This window comes from Pseudorhodoferax sp. Leaf267 (genome assembly GCF_001422405.1).
GTDB lineage: Bacteria > Pseudomonadota > Gammaproteobacteria > Burkholderiales > Burkholderiaceae_C > Pseudorhodoferax.
This window is the reverse complement of the sequence record NZ_LMMV01000021.1, coordinates 305,061-325,354: the sequence shown is the minus strand read 5'-3', so window position 1 is coordinate 325,354 and position 20,294 is coordinate 305,061. Positions and strand designations below refer to the sequence as shown.

The window sequence follows — 20,294 nt, the reverse complement described above, 5'->3', positions numbered from 1 at the left end:
CCTGCGCGGGCCGGGCTTTGCGCCGCTCAGGGCGGCCAGGGGTCGTAGCTACCGAAGTTCCAGATGTGGCCCTCGGGGTCGGCGCAGGTGAAGCCGCGCCCGCCGTAGTCCTCGTCCTTGATGTCGAGCAGGATCGTCGCGCCCGCAGCCTTGGCGCGCGCGTACATGGCGTCGGGGTCGCGCACCACGAGGTAGGAGCTTTGTGTCTCGGCGCCGCCGATCTCGTCGGGCTGGCGGATCAGCGCGCCCCAGGGCGTGGGCTTCTTGCCGACCGAGCCCAGCATGACCATGCCGCTGCCCAAGGTCAGCTGCGCATGCGCGATGCCGCCGTCGTCGTCGGGGTAGACGGCCTGGCGCTCGAAACCGAAGGTGTTGCAGAGCCAGTCGATGGCGGCCGGCGCGTCGCGGTAGCGCAGGCAGGGGATGACGGTGGCGCGCGTGGGCCTGGCGGGTGCGGCGGCCATGGCGGTCAGGCCTTGGCCGAGCAGTTGAACATCCAGCAGATCCCGAAGCGGTCGGTCAGGCTGCCGAAGTAGTCGCCCCAGAACATCTCCTGCAGCGGCATCTGGACCGAGCCGCCGGCCGACAGAGCGGCGAACAGCCGGTCGGTGTCGGCGCGGGTGTCGGGCTGCAGGTTGATGTGCACGTTGTTGCCTTGGCGCAGCGTGAAGCCCATGGACTCGGGCGCGTCCGTGCCCATCAGCACGTGGTCGCCCAGCGTCGCCAGTTCCACGTGCATGACCAGCGCCTTGTCTGCCTCGGCCATCGCCGGCTGGCCCGGTGCGGCAGGCACCTCGCCCATGCGGTGCAGGCCGCCGATGAACTCCCCACCGAACACCGTGCGGTAGAAGTCGAACGCCGACTCGGTCTGGCGGTTGAAGTTGAGGTAGGTGCTGACGCGGGCCATGGCGATCTCCTTGAAATGCTGGAGTGTGTACGACGAAGCGGCCTGCCGCCAATCGACACCGCGCAACAGACAAGCTTCTGCGCCGCAGCCATGAAAAAGGCCGTCGCGAGGACGGCCGTCTCAAGAGCGCGCGGAACTCAGTGCCCCGATGCGCCCGAAGCCCCCAGGCCCGTTTCCGAGCGCACCTGCTGCGCAGGGAACAACGCGCGTTCCCTGGCGGCCTGCGCGCTGCGGTCGGTGACCGAGAACAGCCAGATGCCCACGAAGCCGATGGTCATCGAGAACAGGGCGGGCGATGCGTACGGGAACGGCGCGGAGCCGGCGGGGTGGCCCAGCGTGGCCTCCCACACCGAGGGCGACAGCACGGTCAGCAGCACCGAGGAGATCAGGCCCAGGAAGCCACCGACCACGGCGCCGCGCGTCGTGCAGTCCTTCCACAGGATCGAGAGGAACAGCACCGGGAAGTTGGCCGAGGCCGCCACCGCGAAGGCCAGCGAGACCATGAAGGCGATGTTCTGCTTCTCGAACGCGATACCCAGCACCACGGCCACGACGCCGAGCGCCAGCGTGGTGATGCGCGAGACGCGCAGCTCGGATGCGCTGTCGGCATTGCCCTTCTTCACCAGCGTGGCGTACAGGTCATGCGACACGGCAGACGCGCCTGACAGCGTGAGGCCGGCCACCACCGCCAGGATGGTGGCGAAGGCCACGGCCGAGATGAAGCCGTAGAACACGTTGCCACCCACCGACTTGGCCACCAGCACGGCCGCCATGTTGGACGCGCCGGAGCCGCCGTGGATGATGCCGGTCACCGTGTTGGCGAACTCGGGGTTGGTCAGCACCAGCGTGATGGCGCCAAAGCCGATGATGAAAATCAGCAGGTAGAAGTAGCCGATCCACACCGTCGCCCAGCCCACCGACTTGCGCGCTTCCTTGGCGTCGGGCACGGTGAAGAAGCGCATCAGGATGTGCGGCAGGCCGGCCGTGCCGAACATCAGCGCCATGCCGAAGGAGATCGCCGAGATCGGGTCCTTCACGAAGCCGCCCGGGCCCATGATGGCTGCCCCGATGGCGGCTGCCTCGGCCGGCGTCTTGCCGCCGTTGGCCGCGATCTGCGTGCGCACCTCGATCGACTTGGCGAACAGCGCCTCGGGCGAGAAGCCGAACTGCGCCAGCACCATGATGGCCATGAAGGTCACGCCCGACAGCAGCAGCACGGCCTTGATGATCTGCACCCAGGTAGTGGCCGTCATGCCGCCGAACAGCACGTAGACCATCATCAGCGCGCCGACGATCACCACCGCGATCCAGTAGTCCAGCCCGAACAGCAGCTTGATCAGCTGCCCTGCGCCCACCATCTGCGCGATCAGGTAGAAGGCCACGACGACCAGCGTGCCGGAGGCCGCGAACGCACGGATCGGGCCGGGCTGGAAGCGGTAGCCCGCTACGTCGGCGAACGTGAACTTGCCCAGGTTGCGCAGCCGCTCGGCCATGAGAAAGGTGAGGATGGGCCAGCCCACGAGAAAGCCGATGGCGTAGATCAGCCCGTCGTAGCCGGTCGCCATCACGGCGGCCGAGATGCCCAGGAACGAGGCGGCCGACATGTAGTCGCCGGCGATGGCCAGCCCATTCTGGAAGCCCGTGATGCCCCCGCCCGCCGTGTAGAAGTCGGAGGCCGACTTGGTGCGGCCGGCAGCCCACTTGGTGATGTAGAGCGTGCCGACCACGAAGATCGAGAACATGCCGATCGCGATCCAGTTGGTGGGCTGCTTGGCCACCTGGCCGACGTCGCCGCCGGCAGCCTGGGCCAGGTTGGCCACCAGGGCTATGGCCAGCGCGGCGCCAGCCAGGCCGAAGAACTTGCGTGCGGAGATCATTTGGCGGCGTCCTTCAGGATCTCGGCCGTGTCGCGGTCGAACTCGCCGTTGGCACGGCGGATGTAGAAGATGGTGATGGCGATGGTGAAGAGGATCACGCCCAGCCCGATGGGGATGCCGATGGTCGTGACGCCGGCGCCGATGGGCTTGGCCAGGAAGGGTTTGTCGAACGCGATCAGGCCGATGTAGCCGTAATAGACGATCAGCATGAGGATCGTCAGCAGCCAGCCGAAGCGGTTGCGTTTGCGCTTGAGCGCCAGGTACTTGGGATGGGACTGGATTCTGTCTACCACGGGATCGCGCATCGTTGTCTCCGGAAGTGAGTGCAGCGCGATTCTTCAATGCGCCCCGTGCGGGTGGGGCGCTTCGCAATCATTCGTCACATTGGGCTGCGATTGCGCTTACTCCCAGCTGACATCGGCCGCGAACAGGTAGCCCGCGCCGTACACGGTCTTGATGATCAGCGGGTCGTGCGCGTCCGCTTCGATCTTGCGGCGCAGCCGCGAGATGCGCACGTCGATGCTGCGGTCGGTGGGCAGCAGGTCGCGCTCGCCCATGAGCTGCTCGCGCGTGAGGATCTGGTGCGGGCGCTCGACGAAGCAGCGCAGCACCTGGGTCTCGGCCGTGCCCAGCAGATGCTCGGTGCCGTCGGGCGCGCGCAGCACGTTGGCCGCGCAATCGATGCGCCAGCCCAGGAAGCTCGCATAACGCCGCTGGCCTGTGGACGTGCCCGATGCCAGGCTGCGCCGGCGCAGGATGCTGCGCACGCGCGCCACCAGCTCGCGCGACTCGAAGGGCTTGGTCACGTAGTCGTCCCCGCCCAGCTCCAGGCCCATCACGCGGTCTGCCGTGTGGCCACGCCCGGTGAGGATCAGCACGCCGGAGCTGGAGCCGGCCGTGATGCGGCGCATGAGATCGATGCCGTCCATGTCCGGCAGGCCCAGGTCCACGATGCACAGGTCGGGCTTTTCGAACTGCAGCCGGCGCAGCACGGCGCCGCCGGTGGCGAACACCTCGCAGGCGAAGCCGAAGTCGCGCAGGGCCGCCAGCACGAGCTTGGCCACGTCGGCGTCGTCCTCGATGACGTAGATCAGCGCGGGCGGTGCGCTGGTGTCGTTGGCCGTGCGGCGGCCGGTGTCTGCACTCATGTTCTTCCTCGTTCGATGGCGGCGGCCAGCTGCTCGGTCGTGAAGGGCTTGCGCAGCAACGGGGCGCCGGGAAGCTGCGGCCAGGCGTCGGGCACGTTGCCCGTCATGATGACGACGGACTGCGCGCGCCGGCCTTCGCGCGCGGCGCGCGCGACCTGCACGCCGTCGTCGGGGCCGGCCATGACCAGGTCGGTCAGCACCAGCGAGATGCCCTCGGTGGCCTCCAGCAGCTTGCACGCCTCCGGCGCGCGCTCGGCCTCCAGCACCACGTAGCCCAGCTCCAGCAGGTTGCGCCGCACCACGCGGCGCACCTGGGCGTCGTCGTCCACCAGCAGGGCCAGGCCGCGCTGGCGCGGCAGCGCGCTGGCAGCCGGGCCGATGTCGTCGTCATCGTTGCCCGCGGGAGGCTGGGCGGCCGGCAGCCAGACCGAGATCGTGGTGCCCACGCCGGGCGTGCTGTGCACGTCCACGGCGCCGCCGGATTGCTTGATGAAGCCGTACACCACGGCCATGCCCAGGCCCGTGCCCTGGCCGGGGCGTTTGGTCGTGAAGAAGGGATCGAACAGGTGCGCCAGGGTGGCGGGGTCCATGCCGGCGCCGTTGTCCTGCACGTCGATGCGGATGCAATCGCCGGCCGACAGCTGCAGCGGCGCGGCGATGCTGGCGTCGATGCGTGTGGCGCAGGCGCGCAACTGGATGCGGCCGGGCCGCGCACCGCCTTCGCAGGCATCGCGCGCGTTCAGCACCATGTTGATCAGGGCCTGCTCGAGCAGCGTGGCGTCGATCCAGCTCCACAGCGGTGTGTCGCCGACCGCGATGTCCATCTGCAGCGTGTCGGGCAGCACACGCCGCACCAGGCCGGCCACGGTCTCGATCAGCGCGCCCACGCTGACGGCAGCGGCCTCCAGCGGCTGGCGCCGCGCGAAGCTCAGCAGGCCCTTGACCAGGTCGGCGCCGCGCCGCGCCGCGCCCAGCGCGGGCATGACGTACTCGGCCGTGGCCTCGTCGTCGGGCCGCGCCTGGGCCATGGCCGCCAGGTTGCCGATGATCACGGTCAGGATGTTGTTGAAGTCGTGCGCCAGCCCGCCCGTCATGTTGGTCAGCGATTCCAGCTTGTGCGCGCGCGCCAGCAGCACCTGCGAGCGGCGCTCGTCGGTGATGTCGAAGGTCAGCTCGAAGCAGCCGCCGACGCCGCCGTCCGCCGTGCGCTCGGGGACCAGCGTCGTGCGCACCATGCGGCGCTGGCCCTGGTGCGTGACCAGCTCGTACTCGAAGCTCTGCGAGCTGCCGCGCATGGCGCGCAGCACGTGCGGGCGCACGACGGCGTAGACCGCATCGCCCAGGAAGGCGCGGGCGCTCACGCGTGTGGGCGACTGCGTGTCCACGCGGAACCAGTCGTGGTAGCCGCGGTTCAGGTAGCGGTAGACCCGGCTCGCGTCGAAGAAGCCGACCAGCGCAGGGATTGAGTCCATCACCAGGCGCACGCGCTGCTCGCTGCGCTGCAGCTCGGCCGTGCGCTCCACCACGCGGGCCTCCAGCTCGGTGTTGTGCGCGCGCACGGCGTCCTCGGCCTGGCGCTGGGCGGTGATGTCGGTGTAGAGCGTGACGAAGCCGTGGCCTGGCACGGGCTCGCCCCGGATGCGCAGCACGCGGCCATCGGGCCGGGTGCGCTCGATCTCGTGCGGTGCGAAGGTCTGCGCCGCCGCCACGCGTTCGGCCACCTGGCGCGCCGGGTCGCCGGGGCCGTATTCGCCGCGCCGTGCGTTGAAACCGATGAAGCTCGCGAACGGCGCGCCGACGAAGCCCATGGCCTCGGGGAAATCCAGCAGTTGCAGGTAGGCGCGGTTCCAGGCCACGAGGCGCAGCTCGCTGTCGAAGATGGACAGACCCTGGTCCAGCAGGTCCAGGCCGGCCTGCAGCGTCTGGTAGCGCGCCAGCGGTTCGGCTTCCGGGGGAGGGTCGACAGGCATCATGGCGGTGCCGAGCGTAACGCCTGATGCACCAGGGTGGCGCGCTGCAAACATTCGTCATGTTTGGGCTACCGTGCTGCAACGTTCCTCGGTCATCCTTGCGCCACCGCGCCGGGCTGGCCGGCTGGCAATGCGATCATCGCCAGCGCGCCGCAGGCCAGCCGGCCGCCCCCCTTCATTCGCCCAAGGAGACGACATGTCCGAGACCGCCACCCCGACCGCCGCCAAGTTGTACGCGCCACCCGAAGCCCTGGCGCGCAACGCCCACGTGTCCGGCCGTGCCGCCTACGACAAGCTGGTGGCCGAGGCCGAGAGCGACCCAGAGGCCTACTGGGGCCGTCTGGCGCGCGAGTTCATCACCTGGAAGACACCGTTCACCAAGGTGCTGGACACCAGCGGCGCGCCGTTCTTCAAGTGGTTTGCCGACGGCACGCTGAACGTGTCGTACAACTGCCTGGACCGCAATGTGGAGCGCGGCCTGGGCAACAAAACCGCGCTCATCTTCGAGGCCGACGACGGCCAGGTCACCCATGTGAGCTATGCCGACCTGCTGGTGCGCGTGTGCCGCATGGCCAACGCGCTGCGCTCGCTGGGCGTGAAGAAGGGTGACCGCGTCGTCATCTACATCTCCATGTCGGTCGACGGCGTGGCCGCGATGCAGGCCTGCGCGCGCATCGGCGCCATCCACTCCGTGGTGTTCGGCGGCTTCTCGGCCCAGGCGCTGCGCGACCGCATCGCCGATACCGGCGCATCCATCGTCATCACGGCCGACCAGCAGGCGCGCGGGGGCAAGCAGCTGCCGCTCAAGGCCATCGTCGACGAGGCCATCGGCCTGGGCGGCTGCGAGAGCGTGCGCAACGTGCTGGTGGCGCGCCGCACCGGGGGCGCCGTGCCGTTCCAGGCGCCGCGTGACCTGTGGCTGCAGGAGCTGACGGACGGCCAGTCCGACACCTGCGAGCCCGAATGGGTGGAGGCTGAGCACCCGCTGTTCCTGCTCTACACCTCGGGCTCGACGGGCAAGCCCAAGGGCGTGCAGCACTCCACGGGCGGCTACCTGCTGCAGGCCGCGGTCACCACCAAGTGGACCTTCGACCTGAAGGCCGACGACGTCTTCTGGTGCACGGCCGACATCGGCTGGGTCACGGGCCACAGCTACATCACCTACGGCCCGCTGGCCCTGGGCGCGACCGAGATCGTGTTCGAGGGCGTGCCCACCTACCCGGACGCCGGCCGCTTCTGGAAGATGGTGCAGGACCACAAGGTCACGGTCTTCTACACCGCGCCCACGGCGATCCGCTCACTGATCAAGGCCGCCGAGGCCAGCGACGCCGTGCACCCCAAGAGCTACGACCTCTCCAGCCTGCGCATCCTGGGCTCGGTGGGCGAGCCCATCAACCCGGCCGCCTGGGAGTGGTACCACCAGCATGTGGGTGGCGGCCGCTGCCCCATCGTGGACACGTTCTGGCAGACCGAGACCGGCGGCCACATGATCACGCCGCTGCCGGGCGCCACCGACCTGGTGCCCGGCTCGTGCACGCTGCCGTTCCCGGGCATCACGGCCGCCATCGTCGACGAGACCGGCAACGACGTGCCGAACGGGCAGGGCGGCATCCTGGTCGTCAAGCGCCCCTGGCCCGGCATGATCCGCACGATCTGGAACGATGCCGACCGCTTCGTGAAGAGCTACTACCCGCCCGAGCTCAAGGGCTACTACCTGGCGGGCGACGGCGCGATCCGCGACGCCAGGACGGGCTATTTCACGATCACGGGCCGCATCGACGACGTGCTGAACGTGTCCGGCCACCGCATGGGCACGATGGAGATCGAGTCGGCCCTGGTCGCCAAGACCGACCTGGTGGCCGAAGCCGCCGTGGTGGGCCGGCCCGACGACACCACGGGCGAGGCCATCTGTGCCTTCGTGGTGCTCAAGCGCCCACGCCCGCACGGCGACGAGGCCAAGGCCATCGCCAAGGAACTGCGCGACTGGGTGGCCAAGGAGATCGGCCCGATCGCCAAGCCCAAGGACATCCGCTTCGGCGACAACCTGCCCAAGACCCGCAGCGGCAAGATCATGCGGCGCCTGCTGCGCTCCATCGCCAAGGGCGAGGCCATCACCCAGGACACCAGCACGCTGGAAAATCCGGCCATCCTCGAGCAGTTGTCGCAGGTCAACTGAGCCACCTTTCATCCTTAAAAGTGCTGAAAGATTTCAGTTTCCAGACGGGCCAAGTGACAAATTCGATCTGAATCAATTACAAATTACTTCTTTGCGTGCTGCGCACAGCGTCGAATTTGGCGTGGGTGCCGCGCGGGTGTCGATGCACTGGAGGAAGTCGGACGTGTCAGAACTGATCGTGGTCATGGTGGGCGGTGTCGCAGCGTTCATGTTGTGGCGGGGGCTCCGAAACCGGGCCCAGCAACCTGACTTCCAGGTGGCCGGCTCGTCGTTCGGATCGGTCTCCAGCCCCGTCCCGCTGGACACGCACCAGTGGCCGCATCTGGGGCGCTTCGATTTCGAGGTGCTCAGCGGCCCGCGCCACCAGCCTGCGCTGCGCCACGCCCTGGAGCAGCTGGGCGAGCATTGCGTGGCCACGCTGCGTGCGGGCGACGGCGCCGAACACAACATCGGCGCGCCCGTGGAGGTGCTGGTCGAGGACGTGCGCGTCGGCTACCTGTTGGATGGCGACGCGACGCGCTTTCACCGCCGGCTGGCCTATGAGGGGCGGCCCGGCCAACTGAGCCAGTGCGACGCCAGGATCACGGTGGACGATGCGACGCGCCGCGTGGACAAGCGCACCTACGCCATCTTGCTGGACTTGAAGCCCTTCCGGCACTGAAGCCGGTTCAACCCTGGCGCCGGCCCAGGCGCTGCAGCAAGGTTTTGCGCGGTGCCGGCACTGGGGGCGCGGCCGGTGCCGGCAACGCCAGTTGGGCCTTGCGCGCCACGCGCACGCAGTCCTTCAAGTGTTCCTCGCCCAGGAAACGGATCGCGCTGTAGCCGACCAGAGCCGACACCGCCTGGCCGGCCAGCGGCACGTATTTGGCGGCCTGGCCGGCCGTGAGCCGCAGGCCGATGGTGGTGGCGGCCTTGAGCACCAGGTCGCGCGTGATGAACTTGCCGATCAGCACCGAGCCGACCAGGCCCACGGCCTTTTGCACCTGCTCGCGCTGGTGGGGGTCCAACTGGTCGATCTGGTCTGGCGTGAGGCCGAACTCGGCGTTGATCGCCGGGATCAGGCGGGACAGCAGGGCGGCGTCCACCGCCCAGTCCAGGCCCGGCACGGGCACGGTGCCCGCCGCTGCCGCCACCAGCGCCCGGCGGTGCAGCAGCTTGCGGCTGCGCCGCACGGCGTCCGTCAGTTGCGGATCGCCGTCTGCGAAGTCCAGTGCGGTGGGCATGGCTTCGCGGTTTTCTGGATCAGGACTTGCCCTTGACCATGCCGTAGATCACCAGCAACACGATCGCGCCCACGATGGACGCGATCCAGCCAGCGGCGGCGCCGGGCTGGTACCAGCCCATCTGTTGGCCCAGCCAGCTGGCGCCAAAGGAGCCGGCGATGCCCAGGATGGACGTCATGACGAGGCCGAGCTTGTCGTCACCCGGCTTGAGTGCCCGAGCCAGCAGGCCCACGATGAAGCCGACGATGATGGTTCCGATGATGGAGAACATGGCGTGTGTACAAAAAGTTGAAAGCCAGGGCAATGTACCTGATGCCCGCCCGGCTCCCACGCCTTGTGCGACCGCATGGCTGTCAGACGGCGCGCCTGTTGTATGTGGGCCGGCGCAACGCCGCCGGCCCACGCGTCAGGAGGTTTCCAGCTGTTCCGACAGGCCCAGCCACTCCTCTTCCTGCCGCGCAAGCTGGTCGGTCACCTGCTTGAGCTTGCGGCCGGCCTCGGCCATGGCGGCCGGCGAGGGGTTCTGCATAAGCTGCGCCTCGAGCGCTGCCTTCTCCGCGTTCAGCGCCGCCATGCTCAAGTCCAGTTTCTCGATCTGCTTGCGGATCGGGCGCAGGCGCTCGTTCTGTGCCTGGCGCTGCTGTGCGTCCTGCTTGCGCTGGGCCGGCGCCGGCGCGGGTGCCGCCACCGCCGGGGCTGCCGCGGGCGCGTGCTTCAACGCCTCGCGCTGGCGCTTGGCTTCGTCGAGCAGGTAGCGCTGGTAGTCGTCCAGGTCGCCATCGAACGGGCTGATGCCGCCGCGCGCGACCAGCCAGAACTCGTCGCAGACGGCGCGCAGCAGTGCCCGGTCGTGGCTGACCAGCATCACCGTGCCTTCGAACTCGTTGAGCGCCATGGACAGCGCCTCGCGCGTGGCCAGGTCCAGGTGGTTGGTCGGCTCGTCCAGCAGCAGGAGGTTGGGGCGTTGCCACACGATCATGCACAGCACCAGGCGGGCCTTTTCGCCGCCGCTCATGCTGCCCACGGCCTGCTTGACCATGTCGCCGCTGAAATTGAAGCCGCCCAGGAAGCTGCGCAAGTCCTGCTCGCGCGTGGGCTGGCTGCCCAGCTTGCCGGCGGCCTGCGTCTCCTTGACCAGGCGGATCATGTGCTCCAGCGGGTTGTCGGCCGGGCGCAGCACGTCCAGCTCCTGCTGCGCGAAGTAGCCGATGTTCAGGCCCTTGCCTTCGGTGATCTCGCCCAGGATGGGCTGCAGCGCGCGCGCCACGGTCTTCACGACCGTGGACTTGCCCTGGCCGTTCGCGCCCAGGATGCCGATGCGCTGGCCGGCCAGCACCGACTTGCTGACCTTCTGCACGATGACGGTGGGCGGCGTGCCTTCGGGGGCATCCTCGGGCGCCGGGTAGCCGAAGCTCGCGTCCTGCATGGCCAGCATGGGGTTGGGCAGGTTGGCCGGCTCCTTGAACTCGAAGCTGAAATCGGCCTCGGCCAGGAGCGGCGCTACACGCTCCATGCGCGCCAGCGCCTTGACCCGGCTCTGCGCCTGCTTGGCCTTGCTGGCCTTGGCCTTGAAGCGGTCGATGAACTTCTGCAGGTGGGCGATCTTTTCCTGCTGCTTGGCAAAGCTTTGCTGCTGCAGCGCCATCTGCTCGGCCCGCATGTCCTCGAACTTGCTGTAGTTGCCGCCATAGCGGTTGAGCTTGGCGCTCTCGATGTGGACGGTGACGTCGGTCACCGCGTCCAGGAATTCGCGGTCATGGCTGATGATCAGCAGCGTGCCCTGGTAGCGCTTGAGCCAGGCCTCCAGCCAGACCAGCGCGTCCAGGTCCAGGTGGTTGGTGGGCTCGTCCAGCAGCATCAGGTCGGAGGGGCACATCAGCGCACGGGCCAGCTGCAGGCGCATGCGCCAGCCGCCCGAGAAGCTGTCGACCGGGTTGTCGAGCTCCGTGGTCTTGAAGCCCAGGCCCAGGATCAGCGCCTGCGCGCGCGCGCGGGCGTCGTGTGCACCTGCGTCGTGCAGCGCCATGTAGGCGTGTGCCATGCGCTCGCCGTCTTCGCTGGCCTCGCTGGCCGTCACTTCGGCCTGTGCGGCCAGCAGCACCACGTCGCCATCGACCACGAAGTCGGTGGCGCCCTGCGAGGTCTCGGGCATGTCCTGCGCGACCTGGGCCAGCCGCCACTGCGGCGGCACGAAGAACTCGCCGCCGTCCTCGTGCAGGCTGCCGTTCAGCAGCGCGAACAGGCTGGACTTGCCGGCGCCGTTGCGGCCGACTAGACCGGCCTTCTCGCCGGGGTTGATGACGGTGGAGGCGCTGTCGAGCAGCACCTTGGTCCCGCGGCGCAGGACGACATTCTTCAGGGTGATCATGTGAACCGCCGCTCCATGCAAGCGGCGCTCGTTGAGAGTTTCAGAGGTTGGCGAGGGCTTCGCCGGTGACCAGCAGAACCTGGTCGTCGCCGGCGCTTGTCTCCAGCCATACCACTTCGAGTCCCGCAAAAGCGGCTTCGAAATAGGCCCGTTCGTTGCCGATTTCCAGCACCAGCACGCCGTGTGCCGGCATTTTCGCAGACAGGCCGGCCAGCAGGCCACGGATGAAGTCCATGCCGTCGGCGCCACCGGCCAGCGCCAGCGCCGGCTCGGCCCGGTATTCGGCCGGCAGTGCCTGCATGCTGGCGCTGTTCACATAGGGCGGGTTGCACAGCACCAGGTCGTAGGGGCCCTCGGTCTGCGCCAGGCCGTCGGACTGCAGCAGGCGGATGCGCGCGGCCAGGCCGTGGCGGTCCACATTGATGCGGGCGACGGCCAGCGCATCTGGCGAGATGTCGGCCGCGTCCACCGTCACGTCGGGCCAGGCCATGGCGGCCAGCACGGCCAGGCTGCCGTTGCCGGTGCACAGGTCCAGCACGCGCTGCGTGTGCGGGCCGAGCCAGGCGTCGAAGCTGCCATCGGCCAGCAGCTCGGCGATGAAGGAGCGCGGCACGATGGCGCGCTCATCCACGTAGAAGGGCACGCCCTGCAGCCAGGCCTCCTGCGTGAGGTAGGCGGCGGGCTTGCGCGTGGCGATGCGCTGGTCCAGCAGGGCCTGCACCGCGGCCTGGGCTTCGGGTGCGACGGGCTGGTCGGCCACGTCGTCGAGCGCATCGAGTGGCAGGCCCAGGCGCCACAGCACCAGCCAGGCGGCCTCGTCGAACGCGTTGGCCGTGCCATGGCCATAGGCGACGCGGGCCGCGTCCAGCTGCGCGGCGCCGGCCTCGATCAGGGACAAGACCGTCTGCGTCACGTGATCGAGGCGTCCAGCCGCTCCAGCACGCCGCGGTAGATCGCGGTCAACGGTTCGATGTCGGCCACGCGCAGGTGCTCGTCGATCTTGTGGATCGTGGCGTTCGGCGGGCCGAGTTCGATGACCTGCGGGCAGATCTTGGCGATGAAGCGGCCGTCGCTGGTGCCGCCCGTGGTCGACAGCTCGGTGGTGATCCCGGTCTCGGCCAGGATCGCGGCGCGCACGGCCTCCACCAGCGTGCCGGGTGTGGTCAAAAAAGGCAGGCCGCCGACCGTCCAGTCCAGCCTGTACTCCAGCCCATGGCGGTCCAGCACCTCCCGCACGCGCTGCTGCAGGCCCTCGGCCGTGGATTCGGTGCAGAAGCGGAAGTTGAAGTCGATGACGACCTGGCCCGGGATCACGTTGCTCGCGCCCGTGCCGCCGTGGATGTTGCTGACCTGAAAGCTGGTCGGCTGGAAGAAGCCGTTGCCGCGGTCCCACTCGATCGCGGCCAGCTCGGCCAGCGCGGGCAACGCCTGGTGGATGGGGTTGCGCGCCAGCTGCGGGTAGGCGATGTGGCCCTGGATGCCCAGCACCGTGAGCTTGCCGCCCATGGTGCCGCGCCGGCCGTTCTTGACCATGTCGCCCGTACGCTCCACCGAGGTCGGCTCGCCGACGATGCACCAGTCGATGCGCTCGCCGCGCGCGCGCAGCTGGTCGCAGACCACGACCGTGCCGTCCCGGGCCGGGCCTTCCTCGTCGCTGGTCAGCAGCAGCGCGATCGACAGCGCCGGGTCGGGCGTCGCGGCCAGGAAGCGCTCGATCGCCACCACGAAAGCGGCCAGCGAGGTCTTCATGTCGCTCACGCCCCGTCCATAGAGCTTGCCATCGCGGTGCGTGGGCACGAAGGGGTCGCTGCTCCACTGCTCCAGCGGCCCGGTGGGCACGACGTCGGTGTGGCCGGCCAGCACCAGCGTGCGGCCGCAGGCGGCGTCACGCCGGGCGGCCGCGCCGCGCCGCACGGCCCACAGGTTGGTGACGCGAAAGTCGGCCGGGCCGCTGGTGATGGTCTCGCAGGCAAAACCCAGGGGTGCCAGGCGTTCGGCGATCAGCGCCTGGCATTGGCCGTCGGCGGGCGTGACGGAGGGCTGGGCGATCAGTTGCTCGGCCAGGCGCACGGTCTCGTTCAGGGTCATGGGGTCTTGACGTCCAGCGTGATGTCGGTGAAGGAGGGCTGGTCATCGTCGTCCGGCGCGGCCTCGATGGCCGAGGCGCCGCGCGTGAAGTCGTTTTGCAGCCGCCACAGCAGGTTGGTGGCCGAGTCGGCATGCGCCAGCCCCTCCTGGCGCTCGACCACGCCTTCCGTGACGAGCTGCGCAATGTGGCCCTCGAAGGTCTGCGAGCCCTCGGCGATGGATTTCTCCATGGCTTCCTTGACGCCGGAGAAATCGCCGCGCTCGATCATCTCGGCCACGAGCCGCGTGTTCAGCATGATCTCCACGGCCGGCACGCGCTCGCCGCGCACGGTGCGCAACAGCCGCTGCGACACCACGGCCTGCAGGGCCGAGGCCAGGTCGCTCAGCATGGTGGGGCGCACCTCGACGGGGTAGAAGTTCAGGATGCGGTTCAGCGCCTGGTAGCTGTTGTTCGCATGCAGCGTGGCCAGGCACAGGTGGCCGGTCTGGGCATACGACAGCGCGGCCGACATGGTCTCGCGGTCGCGGATCTCGCCGATCAGGATCACGTCGGGCGCCTGGCGCAGCGCGTTCTTCAGAGCCACCTGCAGCGACTGCGTGTCGGTGCCGATCTCGCGCTGGTTCACGATGGACTTCTTGTTGCGGAACAGGAACTCGATCGGCTCCTCGATCGTGAGGATGTGGCCGCTCTGGCGCTGGTTGCGGTGGTCCAGCATGGCGGCCAGCGTGGTCGTCTTGCCAGCGCCCGTGGCGCCCACCACCAGCAGCAGCCCGCGCTTGCGCAGCACCAGGTCGGCCAGCGACATGGGCACGTTCAGCGCGGAAAGCTCGGGGATCTCGCTGTTGATGTAGCGCACGACCACGGCGCAGCTGCCGCGCTGGCGCATGGCGCTGACGCGAAAGCGCCCGACGCCGGGCTGCGACACCGCCAGGTTGAGCTCGCCGGTGCGGTCCAGCTCCTCCATCTTGTCGGCCGAGACGACCTCGGCCAGCAAATTGCGCGGTGCGTCGAAGGGCAGCAGCTGGCTGTTGATCGGCACGGTCAGACCGTTGATCTTGAGCTGCGCGGGCGCGTTCGCCGACAGGTACAGGTCGGAGGCCTTCTTCTCCTGCATCAGGCGCAGGATGCGTTCCATGGTGCTCATGCTGGCGCTCCGAAAAGCCGAATCATGACGCCGAATGCCGCCCGCAGTCCAAGCCGCTCGCGGCGCCCCCTTGAGGGGGTTGGCGGAGCACGCAGCGCGGAGACTGGGGGTGGTCCATTCAATCGCGCAGCAGGTCGTTCAGGCTTGTTTTCGAGCGCGTCTGCGCATCGACCGTCTTCACGATCACGGCGGCATAGGTCGTGTAGTCCTTGCCGGCTGCCGTCTTCTTGGGCAGGCCGCCACTGATGACCACGCTGCCCGAAGGCACGCGGCCGTAGACGATCTCGCCCGTGTCGCGGTTGAAGATCGGCGTGCTCTGGCCGATGTACACGCCCATGCCCAGCACCGAGTTCTCCTCGATGACCACGCCTTCGACGACTTCGGAGCGCGCGCCGATGAAGCAGTTGTCCTCGATGATGGTGGGGCCGGCCTGCAGCGGCTCCAGCACGCCGCCGATGCCCACGCCGCCGGACAGGTGCACGTTCTTGCCGATCTGGGCGCAGCTGCCCACCGTGGCCCAGGTGTCGACCATGGTGCCTTCGTCCACATAGGCGCCGATGTTCACGTAGCTGGGCATCAGGATCGCGCCCTTGGCGATGTAGCTGCCGCGGCGCGCCACGGCGGGCGGCACCACGCGCACGCCGGTGGCCTTCATCTCTTCAGCCGACAGGTGCGCGAACTTGGTCTGCACCTTGTCGTAGAAGCCGAGCTGGCCGGCCTGGATGACCTCGTTGTCCTTCAGGCGGAACGACAGCAGCACGGCCTTCTTGATCCACTGGTGCACCGTCCACTGGCCCACGGACTCGCGCGTGGCCACGCGCAGCTTGCCGGTGTTGAGCTCGGCGATCACGGTCTCGACAGCGTCCTGGACTTCCTTGGGCGCAGCCTGGGGCGAGAGGCTGGCGCGGTTGTCCCAGGCGGTGTCGATGATGGTTTGAAGCTGTTGGCTCATGGTGATCAGGTTCTGGATTGGATGAATTGAACGATGCGCTGTGCGGCTTCCACGCATTCGGCGGTTTCGGCCACCAGGGCCATGCGGATGCGGCCCTGACCGGGGTTGGACCCGGCCGTCTCGCGCGCCAGGTAGCTGCCGGGCAAAACCGTGACATTGTATTGAGCGAGCAAATCCCGGGCGAAGCGCGCGTCGCTGCCCACGGGGTCTTCGCCCGGGCGCAGCGGCACGCCGGCCCACAGGTAAAAGCTGGCGTCCGGCAGGCGCACGTCCATGACTTCGGCCAAGAGCGGCGTGACCGCCGCGAACTTCTCGCGGTACAGCGCGCGGTTGGCCTCGACATGGGCCTCGTCGTTCCAGGCCGCGATGCTGGCGGTCTGCACCACGGGGCTCATGGCACTGCCGTGGTAGGTGCGGTAGAGCTGGAACTGCTGCATCACACGCGCGTCGCCGGCCACGAAACCCGAGCGCATGCCGGGCACGTTGCTGCGCTTCGAGAGGCTCGTGAAGGCCACGATGTTCCGGAATTCGCTGCGGCCCAGTTCGGCTGCTGCTTCCAGGCCACCCAGCGGAGGGGTGTCGCCGAAGTAGATCTCGCTGTAGCACTCGTCGGAGGCGATCACGAAGCCATGCCGGTCCGACAGATCGAACAGCTTGCGCCATTCGTCCAGCGGCATCACGGCGCCGGTGGGGTTGCCGGGCGAGCAGACGAACAGCAGCTGCGTGCGGGCCCAGACGTCCGCGGGCACGCTGTCCCAGTCCACCGCGAAATTGCGCGCCGGGTCTGACGGTGCGTAGTAGGGCTCGGCCCCTGCCAGCAGCGCCGCGCCTTCGTAGATTTGATAGAACGGGTTGGGACACACCACGGTCGCACCCTGGCGCGTGGGATCCACGATGGTCTGCGTGAACGCGAACAAGGCCTCGCGCGAGCCGTTGACCGGCAGCACCTGGGTGGCCGGGTCCAGTGCCAGCCCGTAGCGGCGCTGCAGCCAGCGCGTGAACGACTGGCGCAGCGCGGGCGTGCCGGCCGTCGGCGGATAGCCGGCCAGGCCGGCCTTCAAGTCACCGGCCAGCGCGGCCTGGATGAAATCGGGCGTGGGGTGCTTGGGCTCGCCGATGCCCAGGCTGATGGGCCGCAGGTCGGCGGGCAGCGTGACGTCGGCGAACAGTTGGCGCAGCCGTTCGAAGGGGTAGGGCTGCAGGCGGGCGAGCAGGGGATTCATGGGGCGCGATTATCAGCGCGCCCAGCCCGGCCTCAGGGCTTCTGCAGAGACTTCAGCACGCTGGAGAAATCGAGTGCGCCATGGCCGGCCAGGCTGTGTGCCGCGTACAGGTTGCGCGCCAGGCCGCCCAGCGGAGTGGCGGCCTTCACGGCGGCGGCGGTCTCCTGCGCCAGGCCCAGGTCTTTCAACATCAGATCGGTGCCGAAACCGCCGGCATAGCCCTTGGATGCGGGCGCGGTCTCCATCACGCCGGGCATGGGGTTGTACTTCTCCAGCGCCCAGTTGCCGCCGGAGCTGCGGCGCATGATCTCTGACAGCACCTTGGGGTCCAGCCCATTGGCCACGCCCAGCGCCAGCGCCTCGGAGGTGCCGATCATGAGGATGCCGAGCAGCATGTTGTTGCAGATCTTGGCGGTCTGGCCGGCACCGGCGTCGCCCGCGTGGAAGATGTTGGCGCCCATCTTCTCCAGCAGGGGGCGGGCCCGTTCCAGGTCGGCCTGGGTGCCGCCGACCATGAAGGTCAGCGTGCCGGCGATGGCGCCGCCGGTGCCGCCGGAGACCGGGGCGTCGATCACGGCGATGCCGCGTGCGGCGCCGGCTTGTGCCACCTTGCGCGAGCTGGCCGCGGCAATCGTGCTGCTGTCGATGACAAGAGTGCCGGGGGCGATCTTCGCCAGCAGGCCGGTTTCACCCAGGTACAGCGATTCGACATGCTGGCTGGCCGGCAGCATGCTGATGACGACTTCGGCGCCTTCCAGCGTGGCGTCGGCCGAGGCGGCGATCGTGAGGCCGTCGGCCGCGAACTTGGCGCGGGCCGCCTCCGACAGGTCGAAGCCGCTGACGTCGTGGCCGGCCTTCTTGAGGTTCAGGGCCATCGGGCCGCCCATGTTGCCCAGGCCGATGAATGCGATCTTCATGCTGCGTGTCTCCATTGATGTGGTTGTTCAGGTGAGGCCGACGAGTTCAGGCGCCATCTCGCCACGCGGGCGCAGGTGGTCTTCGACGAAGGCGGGCGTGATGTCGGCCAGGGTGGCGGGGCTCCACTTCGGGTTGCGGTCCTTGTCGACCAGCACGGCGCGGATGCCCTCGGCGAAATCCTTGTGCGCGCAAAAGCCCAGCGAGGCCCGGTATTCGAGACGGAACACTTCCGCCAGCGACATGCGCGGCACACGCTGCCACAGCGCGAAGCTGACCGCCGCCGAACTGGGCGCGCCCTTGGCGAAGGCCTTGGCCGCGTTCTGCAGCCAGGGGTCGTCGCTCTGCAGCGCGGCCAAGCGCGCGGCGATGTCCTGCAGGTCTTCGCCGGCCATCAGGGTGTTGATGGTGTCGAAGTGCTCGCGCAGCTTGGAGGCCGGCGCTTCGGCGCCCTGGCCGGCGGCGATCAGGATGCGCGAGAGCGTGGCGCGGTTGGCCTGGTCGTCGTCAGCCCATGCAGTGGCGGCGATGGTCGCCCGCACCTCAGCCTTGCGCTCGTGCGCCACCAGGTGGTCGGCCTGGCCCACGAACAAGGCATCGTTGGCGTTGAAGTTGGCCGCCGTCAGCGCCAGGAACAGCCCGGTGCGGCCCGGCATGCGGCGCAGGAACCAGCTGCCGCCGACGTCCGGGTACAGGCCGATGTTGATCTCGGGCATGGCCAGCCGGCTCTGCGGCGTGACCACGCGGTGTGAGGCGCCGGCCAGCAGGCCGATGCCGCCGCCCATCACGATGCCGTGGCCCCAGCACACAAAGGGCTTGGGGTACGTGTGGATCAGGTAGTCGAGTTCGTACTCCTCGCCGAAGAAACGCTCGGCATACTCGTTGCGCGCCGGCCCGCAGTCGAGCAGCGTCTGATAGAGCTGGCGCAGGTCGCCGCCCGCGCAGAAGGCCTTCTCGCCCGCCGCGTCCAGCAGCACGCCGGCGATCGCCGGGTCGGCTGCCCAGCCGCGCAATTGCGGCGTCAGCAGCCGCACCATGGCGACGGACAGCGAATTGAGCGACGCAGGCGCGTTCAGCGTGGCCACGCCGAAGCGCTTGCCGCCTTCGGTCTTAATTTCATCGAACAGGACTACGGATTCAGTCATCGGATGTCCACGTCGCTTTCCAGCAGTTTGCGCGCCACGATGAGGCGCATGATCTCGTTCGTGCCTTCCAGGATCTGGTGCACGCGCGTGTCGCGCACCAGCCGTTCCAGCGGGAATTCGGCGAGGTAGCCGTAGCCGCCGTGCAGCTGGAGCGCGTCGTTGCAGACGTTGAACCCGGCATCGGTGGCGAAGCGCTTGGCCATGGCGCAATAGGTGCTGGCGTCGGCATGGCCAGCGTCCAGTTTGCTGGCCGCCAGCCGCACCATCTGCCGCGCCGCGACCAGCTCGGTCGCCATGTCGGCCAGCTTGAACTGCAGCGCCTGGAAGCTGGCCAGCGGCTTGCCGAATTGCTGGCGCTCGTGCAGGTAGCGGCGTGCCGCGTCCAGCGCGCCCTGGGCCGCGCCCACCGAGCAGGTGGCGATGTTGATGCGCCCGCCGTCCAGTCCTTTCATGGCGATGCGAAAGCCCTCGCCTTCCTCGCCCAGCAGGTGGTCGGCGGGGATGCGCACGTTGTCGAAGGCGATGGTGCGCGTGGGCTGGCTGTTCCAGCCCATCTTGTGCTCCTTCTTGCCGTAGCTGATGCCGGGCGCATCGGCCGGCAGCGCGAAGGCCGAGATGCCCCCCGCACCGCCGCCGCCCGTGCGCGCCATCAGCACCAGCACGTCGGTGGCGCCAGCGCCGGAGATGAAGGCCTTGCCGCCGTTGATCACGTACTCGTGGCCCTGCAGCTCGGCGCGCGTCTTCAGATTGCCCGCGTCGGAGCCGGCACCGGGTTCCGTGAGGCAGTAGGACGCCAGCTTGCGCCCGCTGGTCAGGTCTTCGCCCCAGCGCTCGCACACGGCAGGCCGGCCCCAGCTGCCCAGCATCCAGGTCGCCATGTTGTGGATGGTGATGAAGGCCGTGGTCGAAGGGTCCACGGCGGCCATCTGCTCGAACACCAGCGTGGCGTCCAGCCGCGGCAAGGCCAGGCCGCCGATGCGCTCTGGCGCGTACAGGCCGCAAAAGCCCAGCTCGCCGGCCTTGCCAATGGCCTCGCGCGGGAAGATCTGCTCGCGGTCCCACTGCGCGGCATGGGGCGCGAGCTCGCTGGCAGCGAAGGCGTTGGCCGACTCGGCAAACGCGCGCTGTTCCTCGGTCAGTTCAAAGTTCATGCGGTC

General features: G+C 68.8%; 19 protein-coding genes. 2 read left to right on the top strand and 17 right to left on the bottom strand.

Annotated features, from left to right (window positions below):
- Positions 1-26 precede the first annotated feature (26 nt).
- From ASF43_RS18595 to ASF43_RS18570, 6 genes are all read right to left on the bottom strand, one after another.
- Entirely contained in the window at positions 27-464 is a 438-nt protein-coding gene (locus ASF43_RS18595; RefSeq protein ID WP_056184122.1) for a VOC family protein, read from the bottom strand.
- Between the two features lie 5 nt (positions 465-469).
- Entirely contained in the window at positions 470-907 is a 438-nt protein-coding gene (locus ASF43_RS18590; RefSeq protein ID WP_056184588.1) for a VOC family protein, read from the bottom strand.
- A gap of 137 nt (positions 908-1,044) precedes the next feature.
- Entirely contained in the window at positions 1,045-2,784 is a 1,740-nt protein-coding gene (locus tag ASF43_RS18585; protein ID WP_056184119.1) for a cation acetate symporter, read from the bottom strand.
- Positions 2,781-3,089: a DUF485 domain-containing protein gene (locus ASF43_RS18580; RefSeq protein ID WP_056184117.1), complete on the bottom strand. Its 309-nt coding sequence runs from the start codon at positions 3,087-3,089 to the stop codon at positions 2,781-2,783. Before ASF43_RS18580 ends, ASF43_RS18585 begins: the two co-directional genes overlap by 4 nt.
- Positions 3,090-3,185: 96 nt before the next feature.
- Positions 3,186-3,932, bottom strand: a complete 747-nt coding sequence (locus ASF43_RS18575) for a response regulator transcription factor (protein WP_056184116.1) — start codon at positions 3,930-3,932, stop codon at positions 3,186-3,188.
- Positions 3,929-5,905, bottom strand: coding sequence for a PAS-domain containing protein (locus ASF43_RS18570; protein ID WP_056184114.1), 1,977 nt, complete (start codon positions 5,903-5,905; stop codon positions 3,929-3,931). Before ASF43_RS18570 ends, ASF43_RS18575 begins: the two co-directional genes overlap by 4 nt.
- Before the next feature lie 193 nt (positions 5,906-6,098).
- On the opposite strand from ASF43_RS18570, the gene acs reads away from it, so the two are divergent.
- Together acs and ASF43_RS18560 are read left to right on the top strand one after the other, a co-directional pair.
- A complete protein-coding gene (gene acs, locus ASF43_RS18565; protein WP_056184112.1) occupies positions 6,099-8,078 on the top strand; it encodes an acetate--CoA ligase in 1,980 nt (659 codons plus the stop codon).
- A 163-nt stretch (positions 8,079-8,241) separates the two neighbouring features.
- The gene (locus tag ASF43_RS18560) at positions 8,242-8,739 is read left to right on the top strand and encodes a hypothetical protein (protein ID WP_156373408.1); all 498 of its coding nucleotides are present in this window, start codon (positions 8,242-8,244) and stop codon (positions 8,737-8,739) included.
- Between the two features lie 7 nt (positions 8,740-8,746).
- On the opposite strand, the gene ASF43_RS18555 is transcribed toward ASF43_RS18560, so the two are convergent.
- The 11 genes from ASF43_RS18555 to ASF43_RS18505 all read right to left on the bottom strand — a co-directional run bounded on the left by ASF43_RS18555 (position 8,747) and on the right by ASF43_RS18505 (position 20,288).
- Complete coding sequence (locus tag ASF43_RS18555; protein ID WP_056184109.1) at positions 8,747-9,301, bottom strand: hypothetical protein; 555 nt, start codon at positions 9,299-9,301, stop codon at positions 8,747-8,749.
- 19 nt (positions 9,302-9,320) lie between these two features.
- Entirely contained in the window at positions 9,321-9,572 is a 252-nt protein-coding gene (locus ASF43_RS18550) for a GlsB/YeaQ/YmgE family stress response membrane protein (protein WP_056184107.1), read from the bottom strand.
- A 135-nt stretch (positions 9,573-9,707) separates the two neighbouring features.
- Entirely contained in the window at positions 9,708-11,669 is a 1,962-nt protein-coding gene (locus ASF43_RS18545) for an ABC-F family ATP-binding cassette domain-containing protein (RefSeq protein WP_056184105.1), read from the bottom strand.
- 40 nt (positions 11,670-11,709) lie between these two features.
- Positions 11,710-12,582 carry a 50S ribosomal protein L3 N(5)-glutamine methyltransferase gene (prmB, locus tag ASF43_RS18540; protein ID WP_056184103.1) on the bottom strand — a complete coding sequence of 291 codons (873 nt, stop codon included), beginning with the start codon at positions 12,580-12,582 and terminating at the stop codon, positions 11,710-11,712.
- Positions 12,579-13,757, bottom strand: a complete 1,179-nt coding sequence (dapE, locus tag ASF43_RS18535; protein WP_369803295.1) for a succinyl-diaminopimelate desuccinylase — start codon at positions 13,755-13,757, stop codon at positions 12,579-12,581. The genes prmB and dapE overlap by 4 nt, the downstream gene beginning before the upstream one ends.
- Entirely contained in the window at positions 13,754-14,902 is a 1,149-nt protein-coding gene (locus ASF43_RS18530) for a PilT/PilU family type 4a pilus ATPase (RefSeq protein WP_056184101.1), read from the bottom strand. The genes dapE and ASF43_RS18530 overlap by 4 nt, the downstream gene beginning before the upstream one ends.
- Before the next feature lie 118 nt (positions 14,903-15,020).
- Positions 15,021-15,854: a 2,3,4,5-tetrahydropyridine-2,6-dicarboxylate N-succinyltransferase gene (dapD, locus tag ASF43_RS18525; RefSeq protein ID WP_056184100.1), complete on the bottom strand. Its 834-nt coding sequence runs from the start codon at positions 15,852-15,854 to the stop codon at positions 15,021-15,023.
- Between the two features lie 5 nt (positions 15,855-15,859).
- Positions 15,860-17,077, bottom strand: a complete 1,218-nt coding sequence (dapC, locus tag ASF43_RS18520) for a succinyldiaminopimelate transaminase (RefSeq protein ID WP_056184097.1) — start codon at positions 17,075-17,077, stop codon at positions 15,860-15,862.
- Positions 17,078-17,109: 32 nt separating this feature from the next.
- Complete coding sequence (gene mmsB, locus ASF43_RS18515) at positions 17,110-18,009, bottom strand: 3-hydroxyisobutyrate dehydrogenase (protein ID WP_255358132.1); 900 nt, start codon at positions 18,007-18,009, stop codon at positions 17,110-17,112.
- Positions 18,010-18,021: 12 nt separating this feature from the next.
- Positions 18,022-19,137, bottom strand: coding sequence for an enoyl-CoA hydratase/isomerase family protein (locus ASF43_RS18510; protein ID WP_056184096.1), 1,116 nt, complete (start codon positions 19,135-19,137; stop codon positions 18,022-18,024).
- Positions 19,134-20,288, bottom strand: a complete 1,155-nt coding sequence (locus ASF43_RS18505; RefSeq protein ID WP_056184093.1) for an acyl-CoA dehydrogenase family protein — start codon at positions 20,286-20,288, stop codon at positions 19,134-19,136. The genes ASF43_RS18510 and ASF43_RS18505 overlap by 4 nt, the downstream gene beginning before the upstream one ends.
- Positions 20,289-20,294 lie beyond the last annotated feature (6 nt).